We start from the raw sequence: 22,995 nt of genomic DNA, 5'->3' as shown, positions 1-22,995 counted from the left end.
TCAAGGATCGGGGGCAGAAAAGGGGGGCATTCTAACCCAATGGGTTTTGGATGGCATATGAAACGACATCATGTCGCAGACAAGTGGCGTTCATGCCAGATGTGCGGTGCTTTTGCCGGCCTGAAAAGATCGCAGCCTTCGGCAGCTCCTACAGTAATCGGGGCTGATTGCGAAGATTGTGATCGACATCAATCCCTGTAGGAGCTGCCGGAGGCTGCGATCTTTTCTTCAGTCGAACATGAACAGGGCGTCGTTACTGAACTGCGCTTCAAACCGGCTCGCCGGCATCGGTCGCCCGAACAGATACCCCTGAACCTCATCGCAGCCGTGCTCGCGCAGGAAATCCAGTTGCTCATGGGTCTCCACGCCCTCGGCGATTACCGCCAGATTGAGGCTGTGGGCCATGGCGATGATCGCGCGGGCGATCTGCGCGTCCTGCTCGCCGGACGGCAGGCCGTCGACGAAAGTGCGGTCGATCTTCAGCACGTCGATCGGGAATTGCTTGAGGTAGTTCAGCGACGAATAACCGGTGCCGAAGTCGTCGACCGCGATGCTCAGGCCAAGGTTTTTCAGCCCGGCGAGGATCTGCATCGCCTCGCTGACTTCGCGCATCAGGATACTTTCGGTCAGTTCCAGCTCCAGGCACGCCGGCGGCAGACCGGTTTCCCGCAGAATGGTGGCGATACGCGTACCGAGCTGGCCGTCGGAGAACTGCCGCGCCGAAATGTTCACCGAGACTTTCGGCACGCGCACCCGATTCTGGTGCCAGGTCTTGAGCCGACGGCAGGCTTCGCTGATCACCCAGTCGCCAACGTCGACCACCAGACCCAGCTCTTCCAGCACCGGAATGAAATCCCCCGGCGGCACCAGTCCACGACGCGGATGACGCCAGCGCAGCAGCGCTTCGGCGCCGGTCAGGCGTTTGCCGTCACCGCTGAATTGCGGTTGGTAATACAGGACGAATTCGTTCTGCTCCAGCGCATGGCGCAAGTCGCTTTCCAGCTCCAGACGTTCCAGCGCACTGGCGTTCATGTCGGCCTGATAGAACTGGAAGTTGTTCTTGCCGCGCTCCTTGGCGTGGTACATCGCGGTGTCGGCGTTCTTCATCAACTGGCTGAGTTCGTTGCCGTCCTGCGGGCTCAGGGCGATGCCGATACTGGCGGTGACGAAGAATTCGCGACCTTCCAGCACGAACGGACGCACCAGACTGGCGAGGATCTGCTCGGCGACATGAATCGCCCGGTTCAGCGCCATTTCGCGGCTGGAGCGGTGTTGCAGGAGCAAGGTGAACTCGTCGCCGCCCATGCGCGCCACGGTGTCGTCATCGTCGACGCAGGCCAGCAGGCGCGTGGCCATGTCTTTCAACATGCGGTCGCCAGCCGCGTGGCCGAGGGAGTCGTTGATCGGCTTGAAGCGGTCGAGGTCGAGGAACATCAGCACCACCCACGACTTCTGCCGTTCGGCCGATTGCAGCGCGGTGTGCAGGCGATCCTGGAACAGTGTGCGGTTCGGCAGGTGGGTCAGGGCGTCGTAGTAGGCGAGACGATGGATGCGCTGTTCGCTGGCCTTGCGCTCACTGATGTCGCTGAAAAAACACACGTAACTGGCGAGGTCGCCTTCATCGTCGAGTACCGCCGTGATGCCGACCCACGCCGGGTAATGCTCGCCGTTGCGGCGCTTGAGCCAGACTTCGCCTTCCCAGGTGCTGTGCTGATGCAATTGCTTGAGCACGTAGCGCAGGTGCGCATCCTGTTGTTCGTCGACGGTGAGCATGTTCGGCAACTGGTCGAGCACCTCGGACACGGCATAACCGCTGACGCGGCTGAAGGCTTCGTTGGCCTGCACGATGTAACCGGCAGGGTCGGTGATCAGGATCGCCGAAGTCGAGTGCTCGAATACCGTGGCGGCCATGCGCAGATCTTTTTCGGCGCGGCGCTGCTGACTGATGTCGCGACCGACGCCGAGCACGCCTTCGAACGCGCCGTGTTCGTCCCACACCAACACCAGACGCAGTTCGATCGGGATCTTGCGGCCGTCGGCGCGCAGGCAGTCGAACAGGAACATCTGCGTCTGCACCTGGCTGCGCAATTGCGCGAGTTGCTCTGGCTTGTCCAACGCCTTGCTGACCCGATCCATCAGGGTGTAGATGCCCGATAGCTGCTGCGGGTTGGCGATGGTCGATTGCCAGCCGTTCTGGAAAATCCACTCGGCGTCGTAACCCAGCACCGCCTGCACCGACGGGCTGACGTAGTTCAACGACAGCTTGCTGTCGGTGGAGAAAATCACGTCGCTGATGCTTTCGGCGAGCATCCGGTAGCGCTGCTCGCTGTCGCGCAGCGATTCACTGGCCTCGATCTGCTCGGTGATGTCCTTGGCCACGCCGATGATCCGCGTGACCTGATCGTGCTTGTCCCGGGCCAGCGCCTGCTCTCGAATGTCGAAGCGCCGCCATTTGCCGTCGCGATGGCGGAAGCGCAATTGGCACTGCAACAACTGGCTGTAACCGGCGTGTCGCTGCATCTGCCGCGAGCGATGGTAGTAGTCGGCATCTTCCGGGTGCAGAAGGATTTCCCAGAAATACTCGCCCATCTGATGCAGCTCGGTGCGGTTGTAACCGAGGGTCTGGCCGAGGTGGTGGTTGCTGAAAATCATCCGCTGGCTGATCACGTCCTGCACATACAGATGATCCGGCACGGTGCGCACCACGTCCGACCAGAAACCTTCGCGCTCCAGCAACGACAGTTCGATCAGCTTGCGGCTGGTGATGTCGTTGATGCTCAGAATCACCGCTTTATAGTCGTGCTGTTCCTCGGGCAGGCGCAGGACCATCCACAGGTGCTGATCGCGGCCGTTGATATCCGGCAGTCTGATTTCCAGTTCCAGCTGCTTTTGCTGCTGCAGAACGGCGTCGAGCACCTGGTTGCCGATGGCGCATTGATGGTGTGGATGTCCGTCGATCAACAATTGCCACGCATGCTCGCAGGAATTGACGTTGAGCAGTTGCAGCGCCACCTGGTTGACCTCGGTGACGCGCAGTTCTTGCAGCAGTTGCTGGCGCTGGGCCGGTTGGTCGAGCCAGGCCTTGAGCTGGTCGCTGGTCTGGATCTGTGCCTTGTCGAACACCTGCTTGAGGCCCGACAGATCCAGCACGCACAGGGCGACGCCGGTGCCTTCGAAGATGTCCTGATAACGCCGGCGGCCTTCGTGCAACTGACGTTGGCGGCGACGCATGTTCAGCAGGGCGATCACCGGCAACATCGAGAACGCCAGGCCCAGCAGGCATTTGCCGATGAACGCTGGCAGCAGCTCTTCGAGCACCCGCTGACGGTCGAACAACCCGCGCAATTGCCAGTCGCTGCTGCTCAGCGGCACGGTCAGCACGGTGTTGGCCATGTCGTCAGGGCTCAGCACCCCGGGCCTTGCAGAAGACAGCGCTTCGTCGCGGCTGATGATTTGATGGTTGAGACGGTTTTCCACCAGCCACAACGGGCGGATGCCGGTTTCGCCCAGCTTGGTCAGCGAGTCGAAGAAGGTCGGAGTCAGGCGTAATACCCAGTAGCCGCGCGTGCTGCCGCTGGCCTGATGCAATAACAGGTGCACTACCGAGCCGTCGTCGGCATTGCTGAAGTAATGTGCCTGGGCGCGGCTGCGGCGCACCAGTTCGGCGAGGTAATCGGCGTCGTGGCTGTCGCTGGCGCTGTCGTTGAGGATTTTCCCGGACGGGCTGAGCAAGGCCAGGCTGCGCAGGTCCGGCAGCGATTGCTGGAGCTTGCGCAGCAGCGCCTGCTGTTCGTCGGACGACTGCGGCTGTTCGACGATCGGTAGCAGGTTGAGGGCGATTTGCGCATTCAGCGACATGTTCAGGCTGACCTGCGAGGCGAGGTCGGCGGTGTAGTCGATGGTGTACTGGCGCTGGTTTTTCTGGGTCTCGCGCAATTGATCGAGCAGTTGCCAGAACAGCAGTGCCAGCAGCAAAAGTACCAGTGTCGCCAACGCACCCTTCAATGTTCCGCGCAGGGGTGTGCCGGTCCCCGGATTGGACGCGCTCACAGAAGCTGGCGGGGTAACGTTGGACAAGCTGAAATCCTGCGGTTTGGCTGGACTGGCGCGACGTGCACTATAAGCCGGACGCCCGAAGGGCGGCTAGCATGCCTTGAGTTGTGGCGAAGTGCCAGCCCCACTCGGCTGGACTGCCTTCCATCATTAAGGTAGCTTTGCCGGTTACGCGGGAGCCCAGACACTGTTAAAACTACTGCGCTCGGAAATACTGCGTTGAAAACAGGCTCGGACTGCTCATTTACAACCCGTAAAGTCGAGCGCGACTCCGACCGGTCCTCGCCTGTTTCCGCCTTGTCTTTCCTTCGCTCGTTACGTTTTAACAGCGTCTGGCCCAGCTCCTAGACTCAGGTTTTTTTAGCGCGCACGCCTTGATGGCCATCAAGTGATCAAGTGAACGACGCGCATCGGCCTGGCCGGGCATCGCCTGCGCTCCAATCATTCATCTGTCACTGACCCAAGGTTCTCCATGGCTCAATACGTCTTCACCATGCATCGGCTGGGCAAAGTTGTTCCGCCGAAGCGGGAAATCCTGAAAAACATTTCGCTGTCGTTCTTCCCCGGCGCCAAGATCGGCGTACTCGGCCTCAACGGTTCGGGTAAGTCCACACTGCTGAAAATCATGGCCGGCGTCGACACCGAGTTCGAGGGCGAAGCCCGTCCGATGCCGGACCTGAACATCGGTTATCTGCCGCAAGAGCCACAACTTGATCCGACCAAGACCGTGCGTGAAGTGGTCGAGGAAGCGGTCAGCGTGATCAAGGACGCACAAGCGCGTCTGGACGAGGTCTACGCCGCTTACGCCGACCCGGATGCCGACTTCGATAAGCTGGCTGCCGAACAGGCCAAGCTCGAAGCGATCCTGCAGGCCAGCGATGGTCACAACCTTGAGCGCCAACTGGAAGTCGCTGCCGATGCGCTGCGTCTGCCGGCCTGGGATGCCAAGGTCGAACACCTGTCCGGTGGTGAGAAGCGTCGTGTGGCCCTGTGCCGTCTGCTGCTGTCCGCACCGGACATGCTGCTGCTCGACGAACCGACCAACCACCTGGACGCTGATTCGGTGGCGTGGCTGGAGCACTTCCTGCACGACTTCCCGGGCACCGTGGTCGCGATCACGCACGACCGTTACTTCCTCGACAACGTTGCCGGCTGGATTCTGGAACTCGACCGCGGCGCGGGCATTCCTTACGAGGGCAATTACTCGGGTTGGCTGGAAGCCAAGTCCGATCGTCTGGCCCAGGAATCCAAGCAGCAATCGGCTCACGAAAAAGCCATGAAGGAAGAGCTGGAGTGGGTGCGCAAAGGCGCGAAAGCCCGTCAGTCGAAATCCAAGGCACGTCTGCAGCGTTTCGAAGAAATGCAGTCGCAGGAATTCCAGAAGCGTTCGGAAACCAACGAGATCTACATCCCGGCCGGTCCGCGTCTGGGCGACAAGGTCATCGAGTTCAAGAACGTCACCAAGGGCTACGGCGATCGCGTACTGATCGACAACCTGTCGTTCTCCATGCCCAAGGGCGCCATCGTCGGCGTGATCGGTGGTAACGGTGCCGGTAAGTCGACCCTGTTCCGCATGCTGATGGGCAAGGAAACTCCGGATTCCGGCACCATCGAAGTCGGCGAAACCGTGCAACTGGCCTGCGTGGATCAGAGCCGCGAAGACCTCGACGGCAGCAAGACCGTGTTCCAGCAGATCTCCGACGGTTCGGATCAGATCCGCATCGGCAACTACGAGATCCCGTCGCGCACTTACGTCGGTCGCTTCAACTTCAAGGGCGGCGACCAGCAGAAGTTCGTCAAGGACCTGTCCGGTGGTGAGCGCGGTCGTCTGCACCTGGCGCTGACCCTGAAGGAGGGCGGCAACGTCCTGCTGCTCGACGAACCGTCCAACGACCTCGACGTTGAAACCCTGCGTTCCCTGGAAGAAGCCCTGCTGGACTTCCCGGGCGCCGCCATTGTGATCTCTCACGATCGCTGGTTCCTGGACCGCGTCGCGACGCACATCCTGGCGTACGAAGACGACTCGCAAGCAGTGTTCTTCGAAGGCAACTACACCGAGTACGAAGCCGACCGCAAAAAGCGCCTCGGCGAAGCGGCGGCCCAGCCACACCGGGTGCGTCACAAGAAGCTGGCCTGATTCGGGTTGGTGGCAGAAAGAGCGGAGCCTTCGGGCTCCGTTTTTTTTGCCTGGGTTTTTCAGGTGCAACCGAGTCGAGCCCTTCGCGAGCAAGCTCGCTCCCACAGGGGGAATGCATTTCAAATGTGGGAGCGAGCTTGCTCGCGAAGGCGGTATAACTGTTGGTGCATCACTTCAATCTTATCTCCCCATTCAGGTGCAAAACCCGCTCAAAAAACCACCTGATTTATATCCTGTGCACCATTTAATTTCATAACTGCGACATTTTGCGCTGTTCCTGTGCGCAATTCGTTTGTTACAGTCCGGCTCAATCGCTTCCAACGACAATAAATTTGCCGAGACTTTTCCCATGATCGAATCCGTCGAATCCTTCCTCGCCCGCCTGAAAAAACGCGACCCGGATCAACCCGAATTCCACCAGGCCGTCGAAGAAGTCCTGCGCAGCCTGTGGCCGTTTCTTGAAGCCAATCCGCATTACCTGACCTCAGGCATTCTGGAGCGCATCTGCGAGCCGGAGCGGGCGTTAGTGTTCCGGGTGTCGTGGGTCGATGATCAGGGCAAGGTGCAGGTGAACCGCGGTTTCCGCATCCAGATGAACAGCGCCATCGGCCCGTACAAGGGCGGCCTGCGCTTCCATCCTTCGGTGAACCTGGGCGTGCTGAAGTTTCTCGCCTTCGAACAGACGTTCAAGAACTCCCTGACCTCATTGCCCATGGGCGGCGGCAAGGGCGGTTCGGACTTCGATCCGAAGGGCAAGAGCGACGCCGAAGTCATGCGTTTCTGCCAGGCATTCATGAGCGAGCTGTACCGCCACATCGGCGCTGACGTTGACGTGCCGGCCGGCGATATCGGTGTCGGGGCGCGGGAGATCGGTTTCCTGTTTGGCCAGTACAAACGCCTGAGCAACCAGTTCACCAGCGTGTTGACCGGCAAGGGCATGACCTACGGCGGCAGCCTGATTCGCCCGGAAGCCACCGGTTTCGGTTGCGTGTACTTCGCCGAAGAAATGCTCAAACGCCGCGGGCAGACCGTCGAAGGCAAACGTGTGGCGATCTCCGGTTCCGGCAACGTCGCCCAGTACGCAGCGCGCAAGGTCATGGACCTGGGCGGCAAGGTGATTTCGCTGTCCGACTCCGAAGGCACGCTGTACTGCGAATCGGGCCTGAGCGAGGAACAGTGGCAGGCGTTGCTTGAACTGAAAAACGTCAAACGCGGACGCATCAGCGAACTGGCCGCGGCGTTCGGCCTGGAGTTCCGCGCCGGTCAGTTGCCGTGGTCGCTGCCGTGCGACATCGCGCTGCCCTGCGCGACGCAGAACGAGCTCGACGCCGAATCTGCTCGTACGCTGCTGCGCAACGGCTGCGTGTGTGTGGCCGAAGGTGCGAACATGCCGACTACGCTTGCGGCTGTGGATATCTTCATCGAGGCCGGCACCCTGTTTGCCCCGGGCAAGGCATCGAACGCCGGCGGGGTCGCGGTCAGCGGCCTGGAGATGTCGCAGAACGCGATGCGCCTGCTGTGGACGGCCGGCGAGGTGGACAGCAAGCTGCACGCGATCATGCAGTCGATCCACCATGCCTGCGTGCATTACGGCGAAGAGAACGGACGGATCAACTACGTCAAAGGCGCGAACATCGCCGGCTTCGTCAAAGTCGCCGATGCGATGCTCGCGCAGGGTGTGGTTTAAGCCGGTTCGATGCGAATCACTTCAATCAGCTGATCGCCGGCGGGGCGCTGCCACAGCACTTCGTCATTGAGCCGGGCACCTAGCAGTGCCCGACCCAGCGGCGAAGCCCAGTTGATCAGGCCCTGACTGGCGTCGGCCTGATCCTCACCGACCAGTTGCACCCGACTTTCGGTGTTGTGTTCGTCGGCGTAGGTCACCCAGCTGCCGATCTGCACCTTGTCGGTGGAAGTCGCGGGAGCAGCGACCTGTGCACTGGCGAGGCGTTGGTTGAAGTAGCGCAAATCTCTTTCGAGATCGGCCTGACGCTGTTTGTCGGCTTGTTCGCCCTTGGCCGATTGCTCGGCGTGCAGGGCTTGCAGTTCGGCGACTTTGGCCTGCAACTGCGTCAATCCTTGGGGGGTGACGTAATTGGGCTGCGCACTGACCTGCCGTTCGACGGGCTGATCGGCTTGGGCGGCGGCGTTATCTTCGTTGACGAAAGCGCGACTCATGGTGTCCTCCTGTTATAGGAATTGGGCCATGGTCGCCGGCATTTGGTTTCACTGGATGTCTGGAAGCGACCTATTGCGAGCGATAAGCCCGCCCGGCGTCCTGATCTTTCTGTTGCTGCCAGGCGCGCTCGCGTTCGTCCCAGTGCTCATTGCGATACTCTTCGCGATCCTTGTTTTCCAGCATTGCCTGACACTGGCGGAAGCCGTCGGTCCAGCCTTCGGCGTATTGCTTGTCCTTGAGATAGCGCGGCACGTTCTTGCGGAACTCGCCGCTGATCGAACCGACGGCTTGCCGGCCACTGATGCAGCCATCGTCAAAACCGTCGGCGAAGGCCGGTGGATAACCTTTGGCGATCAAGTCTTCGTGGGTGGTCTGGCAACCCCCGAGCAACAGCAAAATACCCAGCAAACCCGCACACCGCCACATCGCACTCTCCCGCGCCGATTTTCGGCTTATGGGGAAAGTCTAGAAGGTGATTCGTCGGACGTTGGTGAAAGGCATGTAGGTAATTCGTTGAACACCACAAATCCCTGTAGGAGTGAGCCTGCTCGCGATAGCAATTTACCAGTCACTGTTGCTGTGTCTGACCTACCGCTATCGCGAGCAGGCTCACTCCTACATGGGGCTAGGTTCCGGATCAGTAGTGATACCACTTCACCTCAAGCATCACCTCGGTTTCCGGCGTCGCCACATGACTGAACTCACGCTGTGCCGTCAGGCGCAAACCGAGGTTGCGTGACAGCTCCCACTGCTGGTTCAGGCTCAGGCTGCGGCGTACTTCGCCGTTGGTGAAGTAATCGCCCTTGGCTTCGACGCTGAGATTGCCCAACGGGTTTTTCCACAGCACGCCGGTGTTGAAGCCTGCGGCCGGCGTGACGAATCCGGCGAAGTCATTGTTGTGCTCGATACGCACCGTGCCAAGGGCAAAGCCGAGCGTGTCTTCGCCTAACTGCCAAGTACCGCCACCACCACCGTTGACGTGGCTGACCAGGTTTTCGTCATCATGCTTGCCCGGTACGCGCTCGAGGCCGCCGGTGACTTGCCACGACAGTGGTTGCAGCAACTCATTGCGCGGGGTCAGCGAGCGGATGGTCGCCAGGTCCAGTTGCTGGAATTGCCACTGATTGCCTTCATACTGGCGCAGCTTCATCTGCAGGATTTCGATCTGCGCGCCAAGGGGGAAGCTTTCGGCGTTGTCGTTGAGATCGTGATAGGCCATGCGCAAACCGTACTCGCCGAAGGCACGATCGCCCCGTGTGCCGACGCCGGCCTGCCAGGTGCGTGATTCGTGGCCGTCTTCGGGCAGCCCCGGTTGCGGGATCTGCAGCTCCGGCGCCGGGTTCTTGTTGATCGCCCGCAGCAGGTCGAAGCTGCGCTGCGACCGTTGCGCATCACGTTCCTGGCCGTTGGCGCGGTAGCGCTCCAGACGATATGCCGCATCGATGATCAGCGCCTGACGATCCCGGGGCAGGGCCTTGAAGGTCGGCTCTTGCAGCACCTGCTGATCGGCGCTGACTTTCAGCACCCATTGCTGTTCTTCGCTGTTCAACGGTTCGGCGCGGCTGAGCAATTCACGCTCGCGTGACGGGCGGTATTCGATGCTTTCCACCAGCCCGGCTTCCTTCACCGCTTTGACCGTGTCGGTGGGGATGGCGGTCAGCGGGAATTGCTCGGTCAGGCGCAGGCTGGGGCGTGCCACCTGCAGCAGTTCGAGCAGGCGATAGGAGCAGTTTTCGTCGAAGAAGAAATAGTCGAACTGGATCTGCTTCAGCTCCCACACATGCTCGACCATGCGCGCGGTTTCTGCTTGCGTCAGGTTCAGCCGGTATTCCCACAGGTCGCGGTTTTCCAGGCTGCGGTACTCGGAGAGTTTTTCCTGATACGGCACCAGCGCAAACAGCCCCGGATAGCCACCCATCAAGCCCTTCCAGGCGTAGAGAATGCTGTTGTCGGAGCCTTCGATGTAGGCGCCGAAGTTGATCGCGTAGCTGAGCAGCGAGGTCTTGTCGGCCTGCACGTCGGCCTGATCGATACGCAACAGGGTGTGGCCAAACATTGAAGACGGGCTGTTGAGGTAGGCCGCCGGGAAGATCATCACCGCGCTGTGTGGCGAGACGTCCTTGAACCACTTGTTGAATTCGGCGCAATCGGGGGCGGGCAGGTCGCTGAGGTTGAGCTGCGCTTTCAGCCAGCGGGTGCGCGCCGGGTAGACGCATTGCGCATGCTGCTCGCCGAGACTGGCGGGGGCGTACAGTGCCTGCACGGTGGCAGCCAGTTCATGGTCGGGGTGTTCGTTGCCATCGGGCGCAAGAAAGAATTTCCTGTCGCTGACATAGCTGCGCCAGCCACCAAGCTTGGCGGTTTCGTAATGACCGAGGGAAATCCAGAAGCGGTCGTTGGCCAGTTGCTGCAAACGTTGAGGGTCGATGTGAGGCGCGGCGGACAGCGGGGCGCAGACACAGAGCGCCAGCCAGGCAAGGCGTTTGAGCATAAGTGGCAACTTAAGTCGAAAGAAAGACAAAGACCCCAGGCATTAATGCCGATCAGTCAAACCCGCACCAACCCTGTGGCGAGGGAGCTTGCTCCCGCTGGGGCGCGCAGCGGCCCCGCTTTGAAAACCGGGAGCGCTGCGCACTCCAGCGGGAGCAAGCTCCCTCGCCACAGGGCTCGGCACATGTCACAACTGACTTGCATTGCTCAAAAAGGGTGGGCCATAAAAAAACAAAACCCGCTTCCCGAAAGAAGCGGGTGGGGTCGAGCTTAAGCCTGAGTTGCGTACTTGGCCAGACGTGGGTCTGATTTCAGAACGGCCAGGGTGTTGGTATGCACGTCTTCGGCGGTTACGTCAGCCTTGCTGAAGATCTGCTGGAAGTGCTCGTGAGTGACAGCAGCGAAGTGCGCACGGTCTTCCGGCGCAACGCCCAGTACCACGGCATAGGTCGTCAGCGCTTCGCCGTTGCCCTTGGCCATGTCTTCGGACAGCTCGTTCATCATGCCATTCATGGCGAACCAGGATTTACCGCCGTAGGTCAGCGACGCGTTGGTCGAGCAACCGTTGGTGCCGGAAGTCATACCGAACGTAGCGTTACCGGAGGTGCCGTTAGTGGTGGATGCCAGGAAGTGTGCCGGGGTGCCACGCTGACCTTCGAACAGCATGTTGCCCCAACCGCAATCCGGGCCACCCGGGGCTTGCGCCATGGCGTTGATGGAAACAGCGGTGAAGAGAGTACCGAGAAGAATCCGTTTCATAGCTTTGTTCTCTTTGTGTGCATACCAATGGACAGGGTTCTGACCCCCAGGCTCTGTGATAACAGACCCCTGAAGCGCCAGTGGGCCGGTATTAGTTCCAGCCGCGCAGTTTGGAGTTTAGGCACGTTCCGGGGGTTCCGTGATTTTTTACAAAAGATTTGGCGATAACCCCGGATTCACGGGGGGCGAAGCGGGGTGGCCCGGTTGTCTATGCTTTGTCGTGTGGCGCGCCTTGCCAGTGGGGCACGGGCAGCGCCAGAATGCCGCTATCTGCCCCGCCTGATTGTTAAGGAAGCCCGATGCCTGATCCTGTTGCTGCCAGCCTGCGTATAGCGCCCGAAGCGCTGACTCGTCCGTTTTCCGCTGAACAGTTCAGCTTCACTACCACCAATGATCTGGAGCCCTTTCGCGGTGTGCTTGGCCAGGAACGTGCGGTCGAAGCCTTGCAGTTCGGTGTGGCGATGCCACGCCCCGGTTACAACGTCTTTGTCATGGGCGAACCGGGCACCGGCCGGTTTTCGTTCGTCAAACGCTACCTGAAGGCCGAAGGCAAACGCCTGCAGACCCCGGCGGACTGGGTCTACGTCAACAATTTCGATGAGCCGCGCGAGCCCCGCGCGCTGGAACTGCCTTCGGGAACGGCCGCTGCGTTCATCGGCGATATCAACGGGCTGATCGACAACCTGCTGGCGACTTTCCCTGCGGTGTTCGAACACCCGTCCTACCAGCAAAAGAAAAGCGCCATCGACCGCGCCTTCAACCAGCGCTATGACAAGGCGCTGGACGTCATCGAACGTCTGGCCCTGGAAAAAGACGTCGCCCTGTACCGTGACAGCAGCAATATCGCCTTCACGCCGATGCTCGAAGGCAAGGCGCTGGACGAGGCCGAGTTCTCGCAATTGCCGGAAGCCGATCGTGAGCGTTTCCACGAGGACATCTCCGGGCTCGAGGAACGTCTGAATGAAGAACTCGCGAGCCTGCCGCAGTGGAAGCGCGAGTCGAACAATCAGTTGCGTCAGCTCAACGAAGAAACCATCACTCTGGCCTTGCAGCCGTTGCTCTCGCCGCTGTCCGAGAAGTACGCGGAGAACGCTGCGGTCTGCGGTTACCTGCAGGCGATGCAGGTGTACCTGCTGAAAACCGTGGTCGAGCAACTGGTCGACGACAGCAAGACCGACGCCGTGGCGCGCAAACTGCTGGAAGAGCAGTACGCGCCGAGCCTGGTGGTCGGGCATCCGGCCAGCGGCGGTGCGCCGGTGGTTTTTGAACCGCACCCAACTTACGAGAATCTGTTCGGCCGCATCGAATACACCACCGATCAGGGGGCGCTCTACACCACTTATCGGCAGTTGCGCCCAGGTGCACTGCATCGCGCCAACGGCGGCTTCCTGATCCTTGAAGCGGAAAAAATGCTCAGCGAGCCGTTCGTGTGGGATGCGCTGAAGCGTGCCCTGCAATCGCGCAAGCTGAAGATGGAATCACCGCTGGGCGAGATGGGCCGTTTCGCCACCGTGACTCTCAACCCGCAGCACATTCCGTTGCAGGTCAAAGTCATCATCATCGGCGCGCGGCAGCTGTATTACACGCTGCAGGACCTGGATCCGGACTTCCAGGAGATGTTCCGCGTGCTGGTCGACTTCGACGAAGACATTCCGATGGTCGACGAAAGCCTGGAGCAGTTCGCCCAGTTGCTGAAAACCCGTACTTCGGAAGAAGGCATGGCGCCGCTGACCGCCGATGCGGTGGCGCGTCTGGCGACCTATAGCGCGCGGCTGGCGGAGCATCAGGGGCGCTTGTCGGCGCGGATCGGTGATCTGTTTCAACTGGTCAGCGAAGCGGATTTCATCCGCCATCTGGCCGGTGATGAAATGACCGATGCCGGGCACATCGAGCGGGCGCTGAAAGCCAAGGCAACCCGCACCGGTCGCGTGTCGGCAAGGATCCTCGACGACATGCTCGCCGGGATCATCCTGATCGACACTGACGGCGCGGCGGTTGGCAAGTGCAACGGGCTGACCGTGCTGGAAGTCGGCGACTCGGCGTTTGGTGTGCCGGCGCGGATTTCCGCCACGGTGTACCCGGGCGGCAGCGGTATCGTCGACATCGAGCGCGAGGTCAACCTTGGGCAACCGATCCACTCCAAGGGCGTGATGATTCTCACCGGGTATCTGGGCAGCCGTTACGCCCAGGAATTCCCGCTGGCGATCTCCGCGAGCATCGCGCTGGAGCAATCCTACGGTTATGTCGATGGCGACAGTGCGTCGCTGGGCGAGGCGTGCACGCTGATTTCGGCGCTGTCGAAAACTCCGCTCAAGCAGTGCTTTGCGATCACCGGTTCGATCAACCAGTTCGGTGAAGTGCAGGCGGTCGGCGGGGTCAACGAGAAGATCGAAGGCTTCTTCCGTCTCTGCGAAGCCCGCGGGCTGACCGGCGAGCAGGGCGCGATCATTCCACAGGCCAACGTCGCCACGCTGATGCTCGACGAGAAGGTGCTGGCGGCGGTGCGCGCCGGGCAGTTCCACGTGTACGCGGTGCGTCAGGCAGACGAGGCGTTGAGCCTGTTGGTCGGCGAGCCGGCCGGTGAGCCGGATGCTGACGGTCAGTTCCCTGAGGGCAGCGTCAATGCGCGCGTGGTCGAGCGTCTGCGGGTGATTGCCGAGATGATCAGTGAAGACGATCTGAAAGAGGCCGAGAAGGAATTGGCGCAGGAGGCGTTGGCCGAGGCCAAACCGGCGTAAGCCTCAACGCGGTCAAACTGTAGGAGTGAGCCTGCTCGCGATAGCGGAGTGTCAGTCAACGAATGATTGATCTGACATACCGCTATCGCGAGCAGGCTCACTCCTACATTTGTTTTTGCGTGTAATCGAACGAAAAGTGCCACTACTCTGACGTCAACATTCACACAATGACCATTCGGCGCCTTCTGGTTCCATCCGGCTTGCGCGGCGGACTTTTCTTCTATTCTCAGCTCAAGGACATCGACAGTATCACTGGATCGAAACAGCCTTCGCGTGAGGGCTGAATACAGGTTTTACCGAGGGTCGCCGCCATGTCGCGCAACCTCTGCCTCACCCGTCAATGCCTGGGTCTTGTGACCCGCATCGAATGCGCCATCAAGCCGTTGGCCGGCGATAACGGCATGTGGACCTTGCTCTTCGCTGCCGGCATGGCCGGTGAACAACCTTCCGCCATCAAGGCTCAGGGCCCGTTTCATGGGCCGGTCGCCGCCGAGTCGATTCTCGACACCATTGTTGAAAGCCTGACGATGCACGGTTACGAGCTGGCCGACGATCCGCAGATCTGGAGTCTGCACCTGCAGGCACAGCTGCGCCAGATCAATGGCGGGCGTGGGCGTACGGTCGGCGTGTTCGACCACTAGGCGCAATCATGGCGCGGTGTCGGACTGCTGCGCCTTGTCGAGCTTGACCTCAAAGCCGTATTGCACGGTATTGAGTTCGGTTCTCTGATAGGTCTCCACATGCGTTGGACGGCCATAGAAGTAATGCACGCCGAACAGCGCCGGACCATCCGCACTCGCGTCGTGACTGACCGAAAGAATCTGTTTCAGGTAGTTACCGCTGTCGTCCTTGACGAAGAATCGCCAGGCGTTGGCCGGGAACAGTTTCAAGTCCACCACCAGCATGTTGTTCTTGATCTCCAGGCCTTTGGGCAAGGACTTGGCGTCGTAGGTTTGCTTGTCGACGGTCGCGAGAAACAATGGCATCGAGCCCACGGCAATCGCCGGGGTTTCCGGAAACAGGTTCAAATCGTAAGTGATCGTCGCTTGCAGCGGATCGACCTGATACGCCTCGGGCGGCAGTTCGATCGGCTCATCGAGTTTGCCGCTGCGTTTCTCGGTGAAGAAGGTCACGGGACTCTCGCCGGGGCTGAAGTCATCGCCGAGCAGCTCATCGTTGAAGGTTCGACGGTGAGAGAACTCGATGCGTGCAGCGCTCGGATCCTCCACGGACTGATGGATGCGGATGCCGGCCTTCAACGCTTCCTCGGTGAGGCTCGCGCCCTTGAGCCAGTTCGGCGCCAGGTCGTCATAGACGACCACCGCCGGGTCCAGCGGCTGGATGGCTTTTTCGGTGGTGTGCTGACTGAAGGTGCGCACCGGCAGGTCCAGCGCCTTGCGAGTCACGGTTGCCGATGAGAAATCGAGCACGCTGACTTCCAGGGTATCGATGGGGCCATTGAAGTAGACCTTGTTGTAGCGGCGCGGATGCTGCTGCTCGAAGGTCTGCTGTTCGTCCTCGAGCTGTTTTTCCAACGCCTCGCTCCAGGTTTTCTGCTGTTGCAGATGCGCCAGTTGTTTCTCGTAGAAGGCGACTTGTGCCGGGCTCTCGTTGATCGAACCGGCGCGCACCAGGTATTGCCCGCTGAGGTCGCGGGCCTGAACGATGACTGGATTGAGCTGCGCACCCTCGACCTCAGGTGCCAATGGCAGGCTGTTGCTGAATTCGACTTCGGCGTAGTTCTTTTCAAGCTTCAGCAGAGTGACGCTGAGGTTGTCGTCGGTGCGGGTCTGGCCGACATCCTTCTGGTTCAGGTTGAAGCTGAACAAGCGACGCGGCGCGATGACTTCGACTTTGCCTTGCAGGCTCACCGGTTGTGGCTGGCTCTTCTTGTCCACGTCCAGCCCTTCGATGAACGGGTAGGTCACGGTCAGGTCATCGGGGTTGTTGACGTTGGAGCTGGACGGGCTCAACTGAATGCCGGGATCGGTTTCCGACCACTCCGGCTGATAGGCGATCACGCGCTTGTTGCTCAGGGTCACTGACTGCCATTCCACGCCGTGCGGGAATAGAAAGCCACCGGGAATGTTCAGGTTGAACGGGAATACCGGTTGCAGGTCGGTAAGGTAATCGGAGCTGGCGTCCTTGTGCAGCACGAACAGTCCGTTGATAAAGGTATCGACCAGCGCCTGCGGCGAAGGGTAGTGCTTGAGGATGCCGAGGGTGTCTTCGCCGTAGACGGTTTTCAGCGGGGTGCTGTCGAGCTTGAGCTGCGCGCGTTCGAGCAGCAGCAGCGAACCGCCGAGTTCGGTTACGGCGTCCTTGAGTTTCGGGTCGGTAATGGCGTCCAGTGAGTGTTCGAAGGTTGCCGTCTTCGCGTCGAGGCTGACCGAGGGTTTTTTCTCTTCGCCGGGCGAGCAGCCACCCAGCAGCAGAGCGAGGCAAATTCCGGCAGTCGTCAACGGTAATCGCACATCCATTTCCAGTCGTCCTGTCCACTTTCGCTAGGCGGTCAATGGTTTGGACAGTAGCAGAAAAAAAATCACCTACACACGCAGGTTGCAGTGATTGGAGGTGCGAGCCGGGCGGTTTCTGGTCGTCACGGGCGGCTGGTATACTCGCCGCCGATTTCAATCCTTATTGTGTGAGAGTCAATGGAACGCTTTATCGAAAATGCAATGTACGCCACGCGCTGGCTGCTGGCGCCGATCTATATCGGGCTGTCCCTCGGGCTGCTGGCGCTGGCATTGAAATTCTTCCAGGAAGTGTTTCACGTCATTCCCAACGTGTTCTCCATGGCCGAATCGGATCTGATCCTGGTGCTGCTGTCGCTGATCGACATGGCGCTGGTGGGCGGCCTGCTGGTGATGGTGATGATTTCCGGGTACGAAAACTTCGTGTCCGAGCTGAACATCGACGAAGGCAAAGAGAAGCTCAGCTGGCTGGGCACCATGGATTCCTCGTCGCTGAAGATGAAAGTGGCGGCGTCGATCGTGGCGATTTCCTCGATCCATCTGCTGCGGATCTTCATGGATGCCAAGAACGTCGATCCCGAGCACCTGATGTGGTACGTGATCATCCACATGACCTTCGTGATCTCGGCGTTTGCCATGGGCTATCTGGACAAGCTCACCAAGCACTGATCATTGGCTGATCGCTGCAAAAACACCGCCCGTCTGTTGCGAAACAGACGGGCGGTGTCGTTTGTGGCTTGTGCTTTGGTGCGCGCGGGCATATCCCTGTAGAGGTCCTGGCTCGCCACCGCACGAGGTGCGTTCATGAACCTGCAAGAATTGAATGCGTTTGCCATCGCCAGAAAGGTCGATGAGCTGAACCTGATCTCCATGGAGGGCGGACTTTATCTGCTCGAGGCGCGGATGCATGGGGCGGCGTATCCGCTGAGTGATCCCAAGGGCAACATGCTGATGTTGCGTTCGGTGGAACATGCGCGGGATGTGCTGCATAACTTTCCGGTGCTGCCGTTCAACCTCGTCCACACCTCGGTACACGATGAAATGTGCGGCCTGGGCGCCAGTGGCGAAGAAAGCCTGAAAGTGCCGCTGGCCTGGCGCTCGGCCCTGTAGGCCTTGCGTCCCATCCTCCGGGCATCTGTGCTAGTCTGCTCGCCCTTTTTCATGTAGGGCTTTTCGGAGGGGGTTGTAAGAATATTTCCTTCCGGATCGCCCCAGAGCGGAGCATTGTCATGTCCGAAGTAAATCTGTCCACCGACGAAACCCGCGTCAGCTACGGTATTGGCCGTCAGCTGGGTGACCAGCTGCGCGACAACCCGCCACCGGGTGTCAGCCTGGACGCGATCCTGGCCGGTCTGACCGACGCTTTCGCCGGTAAGGAAAGCCGTGTTGGCCAGGAAGAAATGTCCGCCAGCTTCAAGGTTATCCGCGAAATCATGCAAGCCGAAGCCGCTGCCAAGGCTGAAGCTGCTGCCGGCGAAGGCCGTGCGTTCCTGGCTGAAAACGCCAAGAAAGAAGGCATCACCACCCTGGCTTCCGGTCTGCAATTCGAAGTGCTGACCCAGGGCGAAGGCGCCAAGCCATCCCGTGAAGACACCGTGCGTACTCACTACCACGGCATGCTGATCGACGGCACTGTGTTCGACAGCTCCTACGATCGTGGCCAGCCAGCGGAATTCCCGGTGGGCGGCGTGATCGCCGGCTGGACCGAAGCCCTGCAACTGATGAATGCCGGCAGCAAATGGCGCCTGTACGTGCCGAGCGAACTGGCTTACGGCGCTCAAGGCGTTGGCAGCATCCCGCCGCACAGCGTTCTGGTATTCGACGTCGAGCTGCTGGACGTTCTGTAAAACCTTTGTGGGAGCGAGCTTGCTCGCGAATGCAGGCGATCCGGTTCAAATCTGTAATCGCGTTGCTGCCTTCGCGAGCAAGCTCGCTCCCACATGTTTTGTGTTGCTGTTCATATTTCGATCTTGTGATGCAGTTCATTGGTCGGGCGCAAGGCCCGGGCATAGCAGAACAGGAACAGATTACGCACCAGTTCCTTGAGCACCAGCGGTTCGCTGGAATTCAGGCTGCTGACATCCAGATCACCCTGATCCTGCAGCTCATGCAGGGCTTCTTCTTCCAGTACTGCACAGACTTCGCCGGTTTCCCGATGCAGGATTCTGAGGTACGGGTGTGGGCGATCCAGCCAGGCGTCGATCAAATAAGTCATGGGTCTCATCTCCTTGAAAGGTTTCAATGAGAATAATTCTTATTCGTCAAATAGCAAGCGCCTATTGGCGGAATGCGATTTTTTCCGGGTAAAGATTGCGTAAGGTCAAATCGGCTGGCGTCTGGCTATTACGCGAAAATGCGGGAGGGCAAAGCGGGGGAGGGCGAAGCTCCATCCCACGGCGGGCGCGGGATGGATGACAAGCGGATCAGACCTTTCTGACGAACTCGGACTTGAGTTTCATCGGGCCGATGCCATCGATCTTACAGTCGATGTCATGGTCGCCATCGCACAGGCGGATGTTCTTGACCTTGGTGCCGACCTTGACCACCAGCGAGGTGCCCTTGACCTTCAGGTCCTTGATCACGGTGATGGTGTCGCCGTCCTGCAGCACGTTGCCGACCGAATCTTTCTTCACGGCATCATCGGATGCCACTTCGGCTTCGCCGCTGGCCGACCACTCGTGGGCGCACTCTGGGCAGATCAGTTGGGCACCGTCTTCGTAGGTGTATTCGGAATTGCATTTCGGGCAGGGTGGCAACGTGCTCACTAAGGCTCCTTGGGATGTGGATCGCTAAAAGTCGCACATTGTATAAGGTTTTAGCGCGTAGAGGGCAGGCAACAAAAAGCCGCAGGCTTCGGCAGAAGGCTGCGGCTCTTTGGTTGCGCGGTGATCAGTGCGTGCGGGCGACCGCAAACTCGCTCAGTTCTACCAGTGCATCGCGGTATTCGCTGGCCGGCAGCGCGTCGAGGCACTTGATCGCACGGGCCACGTAGTCGCGGGCCAGTTGTGCGGTGTACTCCAGCGAACCCGAGGCTTCCACGGCGATGCGAATGCTTTCGAGGTCTTCGATCCCGCCTTTCTGGATCGCCTGGCGCACCAGAGCAGCCTGCTCCGGCGTGCCTTCACGCATGGTGTAGATCAGCGGCAGGGTCGGCTTGCCTTCGGCCAGATCGTCACCGACGTTCTTGCCCAGGGTCTCGGCGTCGCCCTTGTAGTCCAGCAGGTCGTCGACCAGTTGGAACGCCACGCCCAGGTGATCACCGAAGGTGCGCAGGGCTTCGCTCTGCTCGGCGGTGGCACCGGCCAGTGCGGCAGCGCTGTGGGTCGAAGCTTCGAAGAGCATCGCGGTCTTGCCGCGGATGACTTCCATGTAGGTTTCTTCGGTGGTGCTGGCGTCGCGTACCTTGGACAGCTGCAACACTTCGCCTTCGGCGATGATGCGCGTGGCCTGGGACAGGATCTTCATCACCGGCATCGAACCCAGCTCGACCATCATTTCGAACGAGCGCGAGTACAGGAAGTCGCCGACAAGTACGCTTGGGGCGTTGCCCCACATGGCGTTGGCGGTCGAGCGGCCACGGCGCATGCCGGACATGTCGACCACGTCGTCATGCAGCAGGGTCGCGGTGTGCAGGAATTCGATGGTGGCGGCCAGCAGACGCAGGTCATCGCCTTCGCGGCCCAGCGCCTTGCCACACAGCAGCACCAATAAAGGACGCAGGCGTTTACCGCCGGCCGAGGTGATGTAATCGCCGATTTTCGATACCAGCGGCACTCGGGAAGTCAGCTGCTTCTTGATGATGCCGTCGACGGCGCTAAAATCGTCCGCCACCGCGCGGTAGAAAGCTTGGGGTTGCATCAGCGACAGTTGCTCCAGAAGGGTTGCGCGGCATGCTAGGACCCCCACCGGGGCCTGTCAAGGCGCGATGGACGGCCACTTGCGTGACTCTCGATGCTTGCGTACAATCGCGCACCCTGAACTTCCTGGGCAGCACCTGCCTTACGCAATTGCACTTGGGCCGTTCCAGCCCCATGCAGCCATGCCAGCCAATACCTCTTCTTATAAAGAGCTGGGTGAGCAGGATTATCGGAGAAATACCATGTACGCAGTAATCGTTACCGGCGGTAAGCAATACAAGGTCGCTGAAGGTGAATACCTGAAGATCGAAAAACTGGAAGTCGCTACTGGCGAATCCGTGACTTTTGACCGCGTTCTGCTGGTCGCCAATGGCGACGACGTGAACATCGGCGCACCTGTTGTTGCTGGCGCAACCGTCAAGGCTGAAGTGATCTCCCAAGGTCGTCACGATAAAGTCCGCATCATCAAGTTCCGTCGCCGTAAGCACCACATGAAGCGTATGGGCCACCGCCAGTGGTTCACCGAGATCAAAATCACCGGTATTCAGGCTTAATTACAGCCTAATTCCTCACTAGGAGAATTGAACTCATGGCACACAAAAAAGCTGGTGGTAGTACCCGTAACGGTCGCGACTCAGAAGCCAAACGCCTTGGCGTGAAGATGTATGGCGGCCAGGTCATCAAGGCCGGCAACATCATCGTGCGTCAGCGCGGCACCCAATTCCACGCTGGCTACGGCGTTGGCATGGGTAAAGATCACACCCTCTTCGCGAAAATCGAAGGCGTGATCAAGTTTGAAGTAAAAGGCGCCTTCGGTCGTCGTTACGTGAGCGTTGTCGCGGCTTAATCGCGAGATCGCTGGAAGAGCCCTGTCTTGCGACGGGGCTTTTTCGTTTGTGGGGTGAGTCTCTTGCAAAACTGTTTGTATGGGCTGTCGGCGTGCGATGCAGGTCGTGTTTTGGGGTCGCTGCGCTCATTTTTGCAAGAGTCTTATGTCTTGATTGTTTTTCGGCTCGTCCGTATGGCGAGAGGCGTTGAGTTATGAAGTTTGTAGACGAAGTATCGATCCGCGTAAAAGCTGGCGACGGCGGCAATGGCTGCATGAGTTTCCGTCGGGAAAAATTCATTGAAAACGGCGGCCCGAACGGCGGTGATGGCGGTGACGGCGGTTCCATCTACATGATGGCCGACGAGAACCTCAACACCCTGGTCGACTACCGTTACACCCGGCACTTCGATGCCGAGCGTGGCTCCAACGGCGGCAGCACCGATTGCACCGGCAAGAAGGGTGAAGACCTGATCCTGCGCGTGCCAGTCGGTACCACCGTAATCGACTCGGCTACCCAGGAAGTGATTGGCGACCTGACCAAGGCCGGCCAGAAACTGATGGTGGTGCAGGGTGGTTGGCACGGTCTGGGCAACACTCGTTTCAAATCCAGTACCAACCGTGCGCCACGCCAGACCACGCCGGGCAAGCCGGGTGAGCAGCGTGACCTGAAACTGGAAATGAAAGTGCTGGCTGACGTCGGTCTGCTGGGCTTGCCGAACGCCGGTAAAAGTACCTTTATCCGTTCGGTATCGGCGGCCAAGCCGAAAGTTGCCGACTACCCGTTCACCACGCTGGTGCCGAACCTGGGTGTGGTCAGCGTTGACCGCTGGAAAAGCTTCGTCATCGCCGACATTCCCGGTCTGATCGAAGGCGCTTCCGACGGTGCCGGCCTGGGCATTCGCTTCCTCAAGCACTTGGCGCGTACGCGTCTGTTGCTGCACCTCGTCGACATGGCGCCGCTGGATGGCACCAGTGCACCGGACGCAGCTGAAGTGATCGTCAACGAGCTGGTCAAATTCAGCCCGTCGCTGGCCGAGCGTGATCGCTGGCTGGTACTGAACAAGTGCGACCAGATCCTTGAAGAAGAGCACGAAGAGCGCGTCAAGGAAATCGTCGATCGCCTGCAGTGGGAAGGCCCGGTCTACGTGATCTCGGCCATCGCCAAAGAAGGTACCGAGCGTCTGACGCGCGACATCATGCGTTATCTGGAAGATCGTGCCGATCGCCTGGCTAATGACCCGGCGTACAAGGAAGAACTGGCCGATCTCGATCAGCGCATCGAAGACGAAGCCCGTGCCCAGTTGCAGGCGCTGGATGACAAGCGAGCCCTGCGTCGCAGCGGCGTGAAGTCGGTCCACGACATCGGCGACGATGACTGGGACGAAGAAGATGTGGATGATGAAGACGGTCCGGAAATCATTTACGTGCGTGACTGATCTGTTGCGATAAACTTGAACGCCGCTCAATCGAGCGGCGTTT

Annotated in this window: 19 protein-coding genes; 10 read left to right on the top strand and 9 right to left on the bottom strand. The window is 59.9% G+C overall.

All coding sequences use genetic code 11. The annotated features are described in order from the left end of the window. Positions 1–228 precede the first annotated feature (228 nt). Positions 229–4,077, bottom strand: a complete 3,849-nt coding sequence (locus ABV589_RS10660; protein ID WP_367085779.1) for an EAL domain-containing protein — start codon at positions 4,075–4,077, stop codon at positions 229–231. 448 nt (positions 4,078–4,525) lie between these two features. Between ABV589_RS10660 and ettA the strand changes: the two genes are divergently transcribed. Together ettA and gdhA are read left to right on the top strand one after the other, a co-directional pair. Beyond that, complete coding sequence (gene ettA, locus ABV589_RS10655) at positions 4,526–6,190, top strand: energy-dependent translational throttle protein EttA (RefSeq protein WP_108590534.1); 1,665 nt, start codon at positions 4,526–4,528, stop codon at positions 6,188–6,190. A 349-nt stretch (positions 6,191–6,539) separates the two neighbouring features. Beyond that, the gene (gene gdhA / locus ABV589_RS10650) at positions 6,540–7,877 is read left to right on the top strand and encodes an NADP-specific glutamate dehydrogenase (protein ID WP_367085778.1); all 1,338 of its coding nucleotides are present in this window, start codon (positions 6,540–6,542) and stop codon (positions 7,875–7,877) included. Here the strand turns inward: gdhA and ABV589_RS10645 are convergent. The 4 genes from ABV589_RS10645 to ABV589_RS10630 form a co-directional block, all read right to left on the bottom strand. Continuing rightward, complete coding sequence (locus ABV589_RS10645) at positions 7,874–8,368, bottom strand: GreA/GreB family elongation factor (protein ID WP_367085777.1); 495 nt, start codon at positions 8,366–8,368, stop codon at positions 7,874–7,876. The two genes, gdhA and ABV589_RS10645, sit on opposite strands and share 4 nt — an antisense overlap. A gap of 70 nt (positions 8,369–8,438) precedes the next feature. Further along, positions 8,439–8,795: a hypothetical protein gene (locus tag ABV589_RS10640; RefSeq protein WP_367085776.1), complete on the bottom strand. Its 357-nt coding sequence runs from the start codon at positions 8,793–8,795 to the stop codon at positions 8,439–8,441. Positions 8,796–9,006: 211 nt separating this feature from the next. Beyond that, positions 9,007–10,860, bottom strand: coding sequence for a DUF4105 domain-containing protein (locus ABV589_RS10635; protein WP_367085775.1), 1,854 nt, complete (start codon positions 10,858–10,860; stop codon positions 9,007–9,009). A gap of 269 nt (positions 10,861–11,129) precedes the next feature. Continuing rightward, positions 11,130–11,618 carry a DUF3015 domain-containing protein gene (locus tag ABV589_RS10630; protein WP_007909797.1) on the bottom strand — a complete coding sequence of 163 codons (489 nt, stop codon included), beginning with the start codon at positions 11,616–11,618 and terminating at the stop codon, positions 11,130–11,132. Positions 11,619–11,917: 299 nt separating this feature from the next. Between ABV589_RS10630 and ABV589_RS10625 the strand changes: the two genes are divergently transcribed. Together ABV589_RS10625 and ABV589_RS10620 are read left to right on the top strand one after the other, a co-directional pair. Further along, positions 11,918–14,356: an ATP-binding protein gene (locus tag ABV589_RS10625; RefSeq protein WP_007963792.1), complete on the top strand. Its 2,439-nt coding sequence runs from the start codon at positions 11,918–11,920 to the stop codon at positions 14,354–14,356. 311 nt (positions 14,357–14,667) lie between these two features. Beyond that, positions 14,668–14,997 carry a hypothetical protein gene (locus ABV589_RS10620; RefSeq protein WP_007963794.1) on the top strand — a complete coding sequence of 110 codons (330 nt, stop codon included), beginning with the start codon at positions 14,668–14,670 and terminating at the stop codon, positions 14,995–14,997. Positions 14,998–15,003: 6 nt separating this feature from the next. Here ABV589_RS10620 and ABV589_RS10615 read toward each other — a convergent pair whose 3' ends face one another. Continuing rightward, entirely contained in the window at positions 15,004–16,836 is a 1,833-nt protein-coding gene (locus ABV589_RS10615) for a hypothetical protein (RefSeq protein WP_367085774.1), read from the bottom strand. Between the two features lie 174 nt (positions 16,837–17,010). Between ABV589_RS10615 and ABV589_RS10610 the strand changes: the two genes are divergently transcribed. The 3 genes from ABV589_RS10610 (at position 17,011) to ABV589_RS10600 (ending at position 18,677) form a co-directional block, all read left to right on the top strand. Next, the gene (locus ABV589_RS10610) at positions 17,011–17,499 is read left to right on the top strand and encodes a TIGR00645 family protein (RefSeq protein WP_007963798.1); all 489 of its coding nucleotides are present in this window, start codon (positions 17,011–17,013) and stop codon (positions 17,497–17,499) included. Positions 17,500–17,634: 135 nt separating this feature from the next. Further along, positions 17,635–17,940: a DUF6482 family protein gene (locus tag ABV589_RS10605; protein ID WP_007963800.1), complete on the top strand. Its 306-nt coding sequence runs from the start codon at positions 17,635–17,637 to the stop codon at positions 17,938–17,940. A 119-nt stretch (positions 17,941–18,059) separates the two neighbouring features. Next, positions 18,060–18,677: an FKBP-type peptidyl-prolyl cis-trans isomerase gene (locus ABV589_RS10600; RefSeq protein ID WP_007963802.1), complete on the top strand. Its 618-nt coding sequence runs from the start codon at positions 18,060–18,062 to the stop codon at positions 18,675–18,677. A gap of 110 nt (positions 18,678–18,787) precedes the next feature. Here the strand turns inward: ABV589_RS10600 and ABV589_RS10595 are convergent, their stop codons facing one another. The 3 genes from ABV589_RS10595 to ABV589_RS10585 all read right to left on the bottom strand — a co-directional run bounded on the left by ABV589_RS10595 (position 18,788) and on the right by ABV589_RS10585 (position 20,688). Beyond that, entirely contained in the window at positions 18,788–19,045 is a 258-nt protein-coding gene (locus ABV589_RS10595) for a hypothetical protein (RefSeq protein ID WP_003228365.1), read from the bottom strand. A gap of 208 nt (positions 19,046–19,253) precedes the next feature. Further along, on the bottom strand, positions 19,254–19,595 hold the full coding sequence (locus ABV589_RS10590; RefSeq protein WP_025108781.1) for a zinc ribbon domain-containing protein YjdM: 342 nt from the start codon (positions 19,593–19,595) through the stop codon (positions 19,254–19,256). 124 nt (positions 19,596–19,719) lie between these two features. Further along, positions 19,720–20,688: a polyprenyl synthetase family protein gene (locus ABV589_RS10585; RefSeq protein WP_007963807.1), complete on the bottom strand. Its 969-nt coding sequence runs from the start codon at positions 20,686–20,688 to the stop codon at positions 19,720–19,722. Between the two features lie 241 nt (positions 20,689–20,929). Here ABV589_RS10585 and rplU point away from each other — a divergent pair, with 241 nt between their 5' ends. The 3 genes from rplU to cgtA all read left to right on the top strand — a co-directional run bounded on the left by rplU (position 20,930) and on the right by cgtA (position 22,952). Beyond that, complete coding sequence (rplU, locus tag ABV589_RS10580; protein ID WP_003228361.1) at positions 20,930–21,241, top strand: 50S ribosomal protein L21; 312 nt, start codon at positions 20,930–20,932, stop codon at positions 21,239–21,241. Between the two features lie 35 nt (positions 21,242–21,276). Then, the gene (gene rpmA / locus ABV589_RS10575) at positions 21,277–21,534 is read left to right on the top strand and encodes a 50S ribosomal protein L27 (protein WP_003228360.1); all 258 of its coding nucleotides are present in this window, start codon (positions 21,277–21,279) and stop codon (positions 21,532–21,534) included. Positions 21,535–21,728: 194 nt separating this feature from the next. Next, positions 21,729–22,952: an Obg family GTPase CgtA gene (gene cgtA / locus ABV589_RS10570; RefSeq protein ID WP_367085773.1), complete on the top strand. Its 1,224-nt coding sequence runs from the start codon at positions 21,729–21,731 to the stop codon at positions 22,950–22,952. The last annotated feature ends 43 nt before the right edge of the window (positions 22,953–22,995 follow it).

The organism is Pseudomonas sp. HOU2 (genome assembly GCF_040729435.1).
Taxonomy (GTDB): Bacteria; Pseudomonadota; Gammaproteobacteria; order Pseudomonadales; family Pseudomonadaceae; genus Aquipseudomonas.
Note: the sequence above shows the minus strand (reverse complement) of the source record. Positions and strands in the feature narration are given on the sequence as shown.

Bases quoted from the DNA above. Each gene is read 5' to 3' on its own strand.
- ettA (WP_108590534.1), top strand. From the start codon at position 4,526: ATGGCTCAATACGTCTTCACCATGCATCGGCTGGGCAAAGTTGTTCCG.
- gdhA (WP_367085778.1), top strand. From the start codon at position 6,540: ATGATCGAATCCGTCGAATCCTTCCTCGCCCGCCTGAAAAAACGCGAC.
- ABV589_RS10645 (WP_367085777.1), bottom strand. From the start codon at position 8,368: ATGAGTCGCGCTTTCGTCAACGAAGATAACGCCGCCGCCCAAGCCGAT.
- ABV589_RS10640 (WP_367085776.1), bottom strand. From the start codon at position 8,795: ATGTGGCGGTGTGCGGGTTTGCTGGGTATTTTGCTGTTGCTCGGGGGT.
- ABV589_RS10635 (WP_367085775.1), bottom strand. From the start codon at position 10,860: ATGCTCAAACGCCTTGCCTGGCTGGCGCTCTGTGTCTGCGCCCCGCTG.
- ABV589_RS10630 (WP_007909797.1), bottom strand. From the start codon at position 11,618: ATGAAACGGATTCTTCTCGGTACTCTCTTCACCGCTGTTTCCATCAAC.
- ABV589_RS10625 (WP_007963792.1), top strand. From the start codon at position 11,918: ATGCCTGATCCTGTTGCTGCCAGCCTGCGTATAGCGCCCGAAGCGCTG.
- ABV589_RS10620 (WP_007963794.1), top strand. From the start codon at position 14,668: ATGTCGCGCAACCTCTGCCTCACCCGTCAATGCCTGGGTCTTGTGACC.
- ABV589_RS10615 (WP_367085774.1), bottom strand. From the start codon at position 16,836: ATGGATGTGCGATTACCGTTGACGACTGCCGGAATTTGCCTCGCTCTG.
- ABV589_RS10610 (WP_007963798.1), top strand. From the start codon at position 17,011: ATGGAACGCTTTATCGAAAATGCAATGTACGCCACGCGCTGGCTGCTG.
- ABV589_RS10605 (WP_007963800.1), top strand. From the start codon at position 17,635: ATGAACCTGCAAGAATTGAATGCGTTTGCCATCGCCAGAAAGGTCGAT.
- ABV589_RS10600 (WP_007963802.1), top strand. From the start codon at position 18,060: ATGTCCGAAGTAAATCTGTCCACCGACGAAACCCGCGTCAGCTACGGT.
- ABV589_RS10595 (WP_003228365.1), bottom strand. From the start codon at position 19,045: ATGACTTATTTGATCGACGCCTGGCTGGATCGCCCACACCCGTACCTC.
- ABV589_RS10585 (WP_007963807.1), bottom strand. From the start codon at position 20,688: ATGCAACCCCAAGCTTTCTACCGCGCGGTGGCGGACGATTTTAGCGCC.
- rplU (WP_003228361.1), top strand. From the start codon at position 20,930: ATGTACGCAGTAATCGTTACCGGCGGTAAGCAATACAAGGTCGCTGAA.
- rpmA (WP_003228360.1), top strand. From the start codon at position 21,277: ATGGCACACAAAAAAGCTGGTGGTAGTACCCGTAACGGTCGCGACTCA.
- cgtA (WP_367085773.1), top strand. From the start codon at position 21,729: ATGAAGTTTGTAGACGAAGTATCGATCCGCGTAAAAGCTGGCGACGGC.